Annotated in this window: 8 protein-coding genes; 2 read left to right on the forward strand and 6 right to left on the reverse strand. The window is 45.0% G+C overall.

From position 1 onward, the window contains the following. The 5 genes from Q0140_RS03275 to alaS form a co-directional block, all read right to left on the reverse strand. Positions 1–530: hypothetical protein (locus Q0140_RS03275; RefSeq protein ID WP_297961837.1), on the reverse strand; the 530-nt coding region annotated here is incomplete at its 3' end. 146 nt (positions 531–676) lie between these two features. Continuing rightward, positions 677–2,587 (reverse strand): PBP1A family penicillin-binding protein, encoded by a 1,911-nt coding sequence (locus tag Q0140_RS03280; RefSeq protein WP_297961840.1) that lies wholly within the window; start codon positions 2,585–2,587, stop codon positions 677–679. Then, positions 2,581–3,126 (reverse strand): septum formation inhibitor Maf, encoded by a 546-nt coding sequence (gene maf / locus Q0140_RS03285; protein ID WP_297961843.1) that lies wholly within the window; start codon positions 3,124–3,126, stop codon positions 2,581–2,583. Before maf ends, Q0140_RS03280 begins: the two co-directional genes overlap by 7 nt. Further along, on the reverse strand, positions 3,126–3,635 hold the full coding sequence (locus Q0140_RS03290) for a hypothetical protein (protein WP_297961846.1): 510 nt from the start codon (positions 3,633–3,635) through the stop codon (positions 3,126–3,128). Before Q0140_RS03290 ends, maf begins: the two co-directional genes overlap by 1 nt. After that, positions 3,632–6,175: an alanine--tRNA ligase gene (gene alaS / locus Q0140_RS03295; protein WP_297961849.1), complete on the reverse strand. Its 2,544-nt coding sequence runs from the start codon at positions 6,173–6,175 to the stop codon at positions 3,632–3,634. Before alaS ends, Q0140_RS03290 begins: the two co-directional genes overlap by 4 nt. 122 nt (positions 6,176–6,297) lie before the next feature. Between alaS and Q0140_RS03300 the strand changes: the two genes are divergently transcribed. Together Q0140_RS03300 and hemH are read left to right on the forward strand one after the other, a co-directional pair. Beyond that, positions 6,298–7,170: a Gfo/Idh/MocA family oxidoreductase gene (locus Q0140_RS03300; protein ID WP_040304050.1), complete on the forward strand. Its 873-nt coding sequence runs from the start codon at positions 6,298–6,300 to the stop codon at positions 7,168–7,170. Next, positions 7,167–8,264 carry a ferrochelatase gene (hemH, locus tag Q0140_RS03305; RefSeq protein WP_297961856.1) on the forward strand — a complete coding sequence of 366 codons (1,098 nt, stop codon included), beginning with the start codon at positions 7,167–7,169 and terminating at the stop codon, positions 8,262–8,264. Before Q0140_RS03300 ends, hemH begins: the two co-directional genes overlap by 4 nt. Positions 8,265–8,279: 15 nt before the next feature. Here the strand turns inward: hemH and Q0140_RS03310 are convergent. Next, a partial coding sequence (locus Q0140_RS03310) for a hypothetical protein (RefSeq protein ID WP_297961859.1) occupies positions 8,280–8,780 on the reverse strand: 501 nt, incomplete at its 5' end.

Raw genomic sequence — 8,780 nt, forward strand, 5'->3', positions numbered from 1 at the left:
ATATATCCAAAAATTGAAAATCTACTTTGAAATTCCGGCATAAAATGGCTTGTTCTTATGCTTATACCGCTGCTTGCAAAATATCCGGTATAATAAACCTCAAACATAAAAATACCAAGACCAAACATAAACGGAAGCAACAAAAACGGGCAATCGTTTTCCCGCTTCTTTTTTGAAAGCAATATAAAATCATCATCATATCTGCAAAAGTAAATATAATAAACCAATGAATATAAGCTAGAAACCGCAAAAATAATAATCCCGTATATCCACATAATACTAACGTAAAATTCCGAAAGTTGGGTGTATGGGCTAATACTACCGATAATTTCGATATTTGGAAAATAACTTTTCATAAAATTTACGAAATTCAAGCACGCAGGAGAAATATCTAAAATATTTTTAGGAATTATAAAGGCGCTAAGAGAATATAAAAAATATATAAAACATAATTTCGTAAAAAATTTGCCGAATTTTACACGAGTATTTTTTATTCTTATCTTTTTGCTTTCAAAATCTAAATTCTGCAATCTTAACCCCTAAATAAAATGATTACGCATTTTAGCGCCTACAACCTTAAACAAACTATAAAAATTAGCATATTTATGTTTGTGTAATAAACGCAATTCATGCAAGGCTTCCGAAAACGGATTAAAATTTAGATTTGCATCCAAATTTAAAGCGATCCGTCGCTACTACTTTCGCGGGGTTTAGGAAGTGGCGAAATTTTAGTGTAATATTCCTCCTTGCCGTTGTATGGGCGACTGAAAACGCCGTCCGGGACGGTGAAGTTGCGCTTGGTTTGCGGATATTCTTTTAAATAGGCATCTAAAAATTTTGCAAACACCGGTGCTGCGGTACGACCGCCGCCCTCGACCTTTCGCATAGGTTTATAATCGTCGTTGCCGTACCAGATGATGATCTGCAAATCGGGCGTAAAGCCGCAAAACCACGCATCTATGCTATCATTTGAGGTGCCTGTTTTGCCCGCTATGTCGATGCCCTGCACGCGCGCGCGAGTGCCGGTGCCGCGCTGCACGATATTTTTTAGTAGCGTAGTCATCAGATATGCCTGTTCAGGGCGCAGCACGCGGCGGCGCTCAGGCTCTATAAAGCGAGTTTTGCCGTCCTTATCGGTAATCGAAACGATAAATTTTGATTTTGCAGTAATCCCAAGTCCCGGAAACATCGAATACATCGTGGAGTATTCAAGCGGCGAAATTCCGTAGCTGCCGATAGCCACTGACAGGGCGGGCGGGACGTTTTTAAAGCCGAACTCGCCCAGCTTTTTTACCGCGCGATCAACGCCGATAGATTGCATCAGATTGATCGAGGCAAGGTTACGCGAGCGTGTTAAAGCTTCTTTGATCGTGATGTAGCCGCTGTAAGTCTTGTCGTAATTTTTAGGCTTCCACGTTTTATCGCTGCCGTCGTCGAATTCTCTAGCTATATCGGGTACTTCGGTCATCGTCGAGTAGCCCATATCAAGGGCGATTTGATAGACGAAAGGCTTGAAGCTGGAGCCGGTTTGGCGCTGGGATTGGCTGGCACGATTGAAATTTGATTTCGCGTAATCCACGCCACCTACTAAGGCTAAAATTTCGCCATTTTGCGGATGCGTGACGACCATAGCGCCGTTTACGTTGCTTGCATTGGCGTCTTTGTTGCGCTTTAAAATTTCATTGTAGCCGAAAACTAATGCCTCTTGCGCCATCGCCTGCGCCTTTAGATCAAGGCTCGTATCTATGCGGTATCCGCCCGTGCGGACGTCCGGTAGAATTTTTTCGGCTTCTTTTATAATCTCATCTACGGCATACGGCGCTACATTTTGCGTGAGCGTTTCGTTGTAGATCGTAGGCTGCTCGTTCATCGCAAGCTCATATTCGGTCTTATTTATCCAGCCGAGCTCATGCATCCTATAAATCACGTTATTGGCACGCGAAAGCGACAAATCCAGGTGCTTAGTAGGATCAAAGCTGCTAGGAGCTTTCGGCAAGCCCACTAAAATCGCGATCTCTTTAAGGCTCAAATCTTGCAAATCCTTTTTGAAATATCCCAAAGCCGCCGTGCGGATGCCGTAATATCCGTGTCCAAAATACACTTCGTTGAAGTAACGCTCTAGAATTTGTTCCTTGCTTAGGGCGTTTTCTATTTTAAGCGATAGGATCGCTTCTTTGATCTTGCGATCAAGCTTCTTTTCGCTCGAAAGAACTAAATTTCGCGTGATCTGCTGCGTAATCGTGGAAGCCCCTTCGACGAATTTCATCGCTTTGACGTCCTTAATAATCGCCCTAAAAATCGCCTCGACATTCACACCGCCGTGTTCGAAAAACGCCGTATCCTCGATAGCTACGAGCGCCTCGATCACGCGGCCTGGGATCTCGTCAAATTTTACGTAAATTCTATTTTGTTCATTAAAAACATTGGCTATCAAATTGCCGTTGCGATCGTAAATTTTAGTCGTGAGCTCTGGATGATAATTGATTATGGAGTCCGATTCCAAGCGGATCTGCGAATAAAAATACAAAAAGATGCCGCCTGCTGCGAACGCGCAAACCGTAATAAAACTAAATAAAACTCTTACCATATAAACCTCTTTAAAATTTCCAGATCAAGCCCCATCGCCGTGAATTTTGACCCACGCGAGCTTTTGATATATTTTTCGTTAAAGCCTTCGATACTCATCGCACCCGCCTTGCCGCGCCAATCGCCGCTAGCGATATAGCCTTTTAAATCCGCTTCAGTAAATTCCGCAAATTCAAAGCTTGCGACGCTAAGTGCCGAAAGCTCTAACGCCTTACTGCAAAAAATCATCGCAGTATAAACGGCGCAGCTAGCACCGCTTTGGGCTCGCAGCATCCTTAACGCGTCCGCTTCATCCCGCGCCTTGCCTAAAATTTCGCCGCCGGCAAGCACAGAGCTATCGGCAAACAGCACTCTATCATAATTTTTATAAATTTTAAAAAACTGCGTTTTCTTGGCCAAGACAATGCGGTAGGCATAGGTGCGTGCATCGTCCTTACTAACGCCGCTTTCGTCGAAATTAAAAGGAATTTGCGTAAATTCTACGCCGTTATCCTTTAGAATTTGCGCTCTAGTAGGCGAGCTGGAGGCTAAATAGATCATCAAAACTCGCCCACAGTCACGCCTAGATAAACGCAAATCAGCGTAACTACGATATTTAACGGGATGAAATATTTAACGACGATGATTAAATGCTCATTCGCCTCAAGCTCATCTCCTGCATCCAAAGCTCGCTTCAAAGATGAAATTTTATAATGCATGTAGATAAAATTTAGTAGTATAAAGCCGGCGCCAGCCCATAGCGTCGCAATCGCACCTTTTACCATAGGATCTGAAAATTTAAAACTTCCGCCGTCCGCAAGAAAAAATCCACTTACGCAAACGATCACCAAAAATAGCGCAAAGAACTGCTCATAGCGTTTCATATATCGTAAAATTTCTGCAAATTTTACATCCTTCGCATCCGCTTGACTTTTACTGCTTAAATTCATAAAAATCCGCGCGATCAAAAATACGCAGATCTGCGCGCAGATCAAAAAAATCACGCTTAAAATGTGAATCAGCGGCAAAATTTGCGAGGCTTTGATGAAGCCGGTATCGATTTCGTTCAAATTTTACCTTTTGCGTAAGAGATCGCCTCTTTGATCGCTTCTTCGATTTTTAGCACGTCCTTGCCGCCTGCGGTCGCAAAATCATTGCGTCCGCCGCCACCGCCGCCTAAAATTTGCGCTGCTAGCTTAACCCACTCGCCAGCTTTGATCGGCGCGTTTTTAACACCTGCTGCGATTGAAATTTTGCCGTCGGTGCCTACTTGCATCAGCATTATCGCCGCCTTTTCGTGGCTATTTTTAAACTCATCTATCATAGTTTTTATATCACCGCTTTCGACCGAGGCTACGCAAAGTTTGGTATCACCGACATTTAGAAAAGCCAGTGCATGAGAACTGCTTGCATGCTTGATCTGATCTTTTAGCGATCTGATCTCATCTTTTAATTTCTCAATCGCATGGAGAGGCTCAATCCCTTTTAGCTCCGCAGAAATTTCAGCAAGCTTAGCGCGATTTTGAAGCGCCAAATTTAAAGCCGCGCGCGAACAAACTGCCTCGATACGCCTAACACCCGCACTTACGCCGCTTTCTTTGACGATAAAAAACGGTCCTATCTCGCTTAAATTACGCACGTGAATTCCGCCGCAAAGCTCCTTACTAATCTCTCCAAAGCTCACAACGCGCACTTTTGAGCCGTATTTTTCGCCAAAAAGCGCAATCGCGCCGCTGTTTTTAGCGTCATCTATATCCATAATCTCAGTTTTTGCCGCACAGCCCTTGCAAACGGCGTTATTTACAAATTCCTCGATTTTAGCTAGCTCCTCGTCGCTAAGTGCCTTAGGATGCGAGAAGTCAAATCTTAAGCGGTCCGCTTCAACTAAGCTTCCTGCTTGAGCGATATGAGCCCCTAGCACCGCACGAAGCGCCGCGTGCAAAAGGTGCGTCGCGCTGTGATGACGTGCAATCTGCTCACGCTCCTCAGAAACCTTGAGCCCGACGATATCGCCGATTTTCAGATTACGATTAAGGCACAAGTGGGATAAATTTAACCCATAAAATTTCTGAGTATCAAACACATCGGCTATGGACTCCACTTCGCCGCTATCGCCCGTCTGACCGCCACTTTGTGCATAAAACGGAGTGATATCAAACATCGCCCAGCCGATATCGCCGGCTTTGAGCTCATCCACTTCCGCAAAATCCTCGTTAAGTAGCGCTAAAACCTTGCTCGTGCGGCTAAGCTCTTCGTAACCGCTAAATTTATTCTCACCAAATTTCTCTAGCAGTGCCTTGAAATCGCCACGGACGTTTTTATCGCCACTGCCCTTCCATGCGGCTTTAGCTATCTGCCTTTGCTCGCTCATAAGCGCGTCAAATTTAGCCTCATCCACGCGCAAATTTTTCTCGCGCAGCATATCGGCGGTCAGATCGAGCGGAAAGCCGTAGGTATCATATAACTTAAACGCGACCTCGCCGCTAAAAATTTCTTTAGTGCGCGCAAGCTCCTCGTTAAAAAGCTCGATGCCGTTTGCCAAAGTGGCGAAAAACCGCTCCTCTTCGAGTTTGATCTGCTCCTTTACGGCTTGCTTTTTCTCGTTCAGATAGGCATAGTGCCCGCCCATCAGCTCGCATACTTTATCCACGAGGCGATACATAAATGGCTCTTTGATGCCGAGCAGATAGCCGTGGCGAACGGCACGGCGCAGAATTCTACGCAAAACATATCCCCTGCCCTCGCGGTTAAAATTTGTTCCCTGCGCTAGCAAAAACGTAACCGAGCGGATATGATCGGCGATGACGCGATAGCTCGCGCCGCTTTCATAAACGTAAGGTTTGCCGCAAAGCTTTGCAACCTCATCAATTAGCGGCATAAAAAGCGAGCTGTCGTAGTTGCTAAACTTGCCTTCTTTAATCGCCGTGACGCGCTCAAGGCCCATGCCCGTGTCGATGCTAGGCTTTGGAAGCGGGCTAAGCTTGCCGTCTTTGCTGCGCTCATACTGCATGAAAACTAAATTCCAAATCTCTAAAAAGCGGTCGCCGTCGCCGCCCATATAATCCTCGGATGAGTGAAAATGCTCCTCGCCCTGATCATAAAAAATTTCGCTGCACGGTCCGCACGGTCCGGTATCGCCCATCGCCCAAAAGTTATCGTGATCGCCGAAGCGATATATACGCTCCTGCGCTATGTGGCGCGCCCAGAATCCAAGCGCTTCGTCGTCCTTTTCGTGCACGGTGACGTAGAGTTTATCTTTTGGAAGCTTTAAAATTTCAGTGATAAACTCCCACGCATAGGCGATTGCCTGCTCTTTAAAATACTCGCCGAAGCTGAAATTGCCAAGCATCTCAAAAAACGTATGGTGGCGCGCGGTGTAGCCGACGTTGTCTAGGTCATTGTGCTTGCCGCCGGCGCGGATGCAGGTCTGACAGCTCGTGCGGATAGGCGGCGTCGGACGCGGAACGGCTCCTGTAAATATACTTTTAAACGGCACCATGCCCGCATTTGTAAAAAGTAAGCTGTCATCATCTGGTACCAGCGGCGCGCTGGGGATGATCTGATGCCCCTTGCTTGCAAAGAAATTTAAATATTCGCTTCTAATATCCATGATTTGTCCTGATTTCAAGTTAAATTTTAAAGGCGCATTTTAGCTAAATTAGATTTTAAAAATTATAAATTTTAACCATTCTTAGTTATAATGGCGCGAAAGATTAAATTTAGGGCATGGCGATGAAAAAAAAGATAGCGATCATAGGCATGGGCGAGCTTGGTCAAAAGCACTTCAGCGAGCTAAGAAGGAGCGATTATTTCGAGCTTGTAGCGCTTTATCATAAGGGCAGCAGTGAAAATTTCGGCCCGCGCTATCCGATCTTTGATAATCTAACCGATCTTTTTAACGTCGCCAAGCCCGATGCCGTAGTCATCACGGCTCCCCCGCCATCGCATAAAGAGCTGATTTTAAAATGCCTGCCGTTTACCAAAAATATCTTCGTAGAATCTCCGCTCGCGCAAAGCCTAGCCGAAGCCAGAGAGATAAATTACGCAGTCACTACTAACGGCACGCGCCTAGCCGTAGGCTACTCCGACCGCTACAATCCAGTAATCGTATCCTTGCTACGCGAGCTTGCCAAGGGGGATAAAATTTTTTCAATGAGCTTCGTAAGCGGTTTTGCAAACGATGATAGAGCAGATATCGTCGCCAATGCCCTTTTTAGAGATATCGATCTTGTGCGGCTGCTTTCTCACAGCGAGATCGCCTGCATAGAACTTAGCAAAAATATCTCTAAAGAGCGCACTCTAGCCGCATGCGCGACGCTTCACACAAAAAGCGGCTGCTATTGCACGCTAATGCAGTCCAATCTCTATCCGATCAGGCGCCACGGTATCGAGATTTGCACCGACAGCGGTGTGTATTTCGGCGATCTAATCTCAATAACTCTTTTTAAAATTACGCCTGACGGGCGCGTAAATCTGCGCGTCGATCGCGATGACTTTTCGCTGCGCCGCGAACACGAAGCATTTTGCGCGATGTGTGACAGCAGTACTAACGCGGGTCTTGCAAGCGTCGAGGATGCGATAAAAATCAGAGAAATCATCTCATGAAAAAAGCCCTAATTTTACTCAACATGGGCGGTCCGAACAATCTGAGCGAGGTTGAAGTTTTTTTAAAAAATATGTTTAACGACCCCTTTATTTTGGGCGTTAAGAGTGATTTTTGGCGCAGCGTTTTGGCTGCGCTCATCGTAAAAAGCAGAACCGCATCGGCGCGTAGCAACTACGAAAAACTGGGCGGACGCTCGCCTATATGCTCCATCACCGAGGCACTTTGCGAGCGAGTAAATGAACTAGCGCGAGCCGAATTAAGCGCGGGGTTAAAATTTGAAGGCGCGGCGGATGCAAGCGCTGCGAATGAGCCAGCGCAAGACACTCTATTACAAAATCAGCCGCCGCAGGATGTCCCGACACAGGGCGAGCCGCTGCAAAACGAGGCGCCGCAGGATGAAAAACCGATAGACGAGCTAATTTGCGATTATGCGATGAATTACACGCCGCCATTTGCAGAGGATGTGTTTAAAAAATACGCGGATTTTGATGAGATAATTTTGATGCCTTTGTATCCGCACTTCTCAAAAACTACGGTGCAATCGAGTCTGTGCTCTGCCGAAGCGGCGCTTAAGCGGCTCGGGATAAAAAATTATAAGATAGTTGATATTTTCTACGATAGCGCCGTTTACAACGAAATTTTACTAAATTTAATCGCAGAGTGCGTCGCGGAATTTAGCGCAGATGAAATTTCTCAAATTTCGCTCATATTTTCCGCGCATTCACTGCCTGTAAAAATGGTCGCCGCGGGCGATCCATACGAGGCGCAGGTAAAGGCGCACGTGGAAATTTTAAAAGATCTGCTGGCTGCGCGCGGGATTAAATTTAAAGAGATCATTTTGGCGTATCAATCGCGCCTGGGCCCCGTGAAGTGGCTAGAGCCCAATGTCGCGGACGTTTTGCGAGATCTGCAGAGCAAAAAAGCGCTCATATTTCCGATCGCGTTTTGCGTGGATAACTCCGAGACCGATTTTGAGCTGGATATTTTTTATAGGGCTAGCGCGCGCGAGCTAGGTTACGAATACTACGAAGTGTGCAAATGCCCGAACTCCCGCGAGGATTTTGCAAAATTTATACTCGCGCAAGCGCTGTAAATTTAGAGATTAAATTTAATCTTTTAGTTTGGATTTTTTATAGTCTTTATGAAGCTTGAAAGTAAATATAAAAGCTATTAAAACTAAAATTATACCAGCTATAACGCTAGTTTTTCTTCCTTTGTAGAGATAGCTCATGTTTGTCGTATCTTTAAATAAAACCAAACCATCATCGCAGCGGCTCAGCTTATTCAATACAAAATCAGACATATTTATGATTATACATCGATTAAATACATATTCTTTAAAAAATATATCACAAATATATGTTCCTTCTGAAATTTTTACATCTACAAAGCGTCTAGTGATGATTTTATTATTATTTTGGATTGACACTACACAATTGGCTTTCGTACGATAATGTCCTTTGTGCCTTTTAAGTTCTTTTATAGTACCGGAAAATACGAATGGATCTCTTATGCTTTGAGTACTTGGTACGATAGAGTAGGAGTACAAGAGAAGTATCGGTGCGATAAATGAAACGCAAACAACGATTAGCGTTATAAAAGTATGCTT

The organism is uncultured Campylobacter sp. (genome assembly GCF_938045405.1).
Lineage (GTDB): Bacteria > Campylobacterota > Campylobacteria > Campylobacterales > Campylobacteraceae > Campylobacter_B.

Excerpts from the sequence above, each read along its gene's own strand:
- Q0140_RS03300 (WP_040304050.1), top strand. The coding sequence starts at position 6,298 with ATGAAAAAAAAGATAGCGATCATAGGCATGGGCGAGCTTGGTCAAAAG.
- maf (WP_297961843.1), bottom strand. The coding sequence starts at position 3,126 with ATGATCTATTTAGCCTCCAGCTCGCCTACTAGAGCGCAAATTCTAAAG.
- alaS (WP_297961849.1), bottom strand. The coding sequence starts at position 6,175 with ATGGATATTAGAAGCGAATATTTAAATTTCTTTGCAAGCAAGGGGCAT.
- hemH (WP_297961856.1), top strand. The coding sequence starts at position 7,167 with ATGAAAAAAGCCCTAATTTTACTCAACATGGGCGGTCCGAACAATCTG.
- Q0140_RS03280 (WP_297961840.1), bottom strand. The coding sequence starts at position 2,587 with ATGGTAAGAGTTTTATTTAGTTTTATTACGGTTTGCGCGTTCGCAGCA.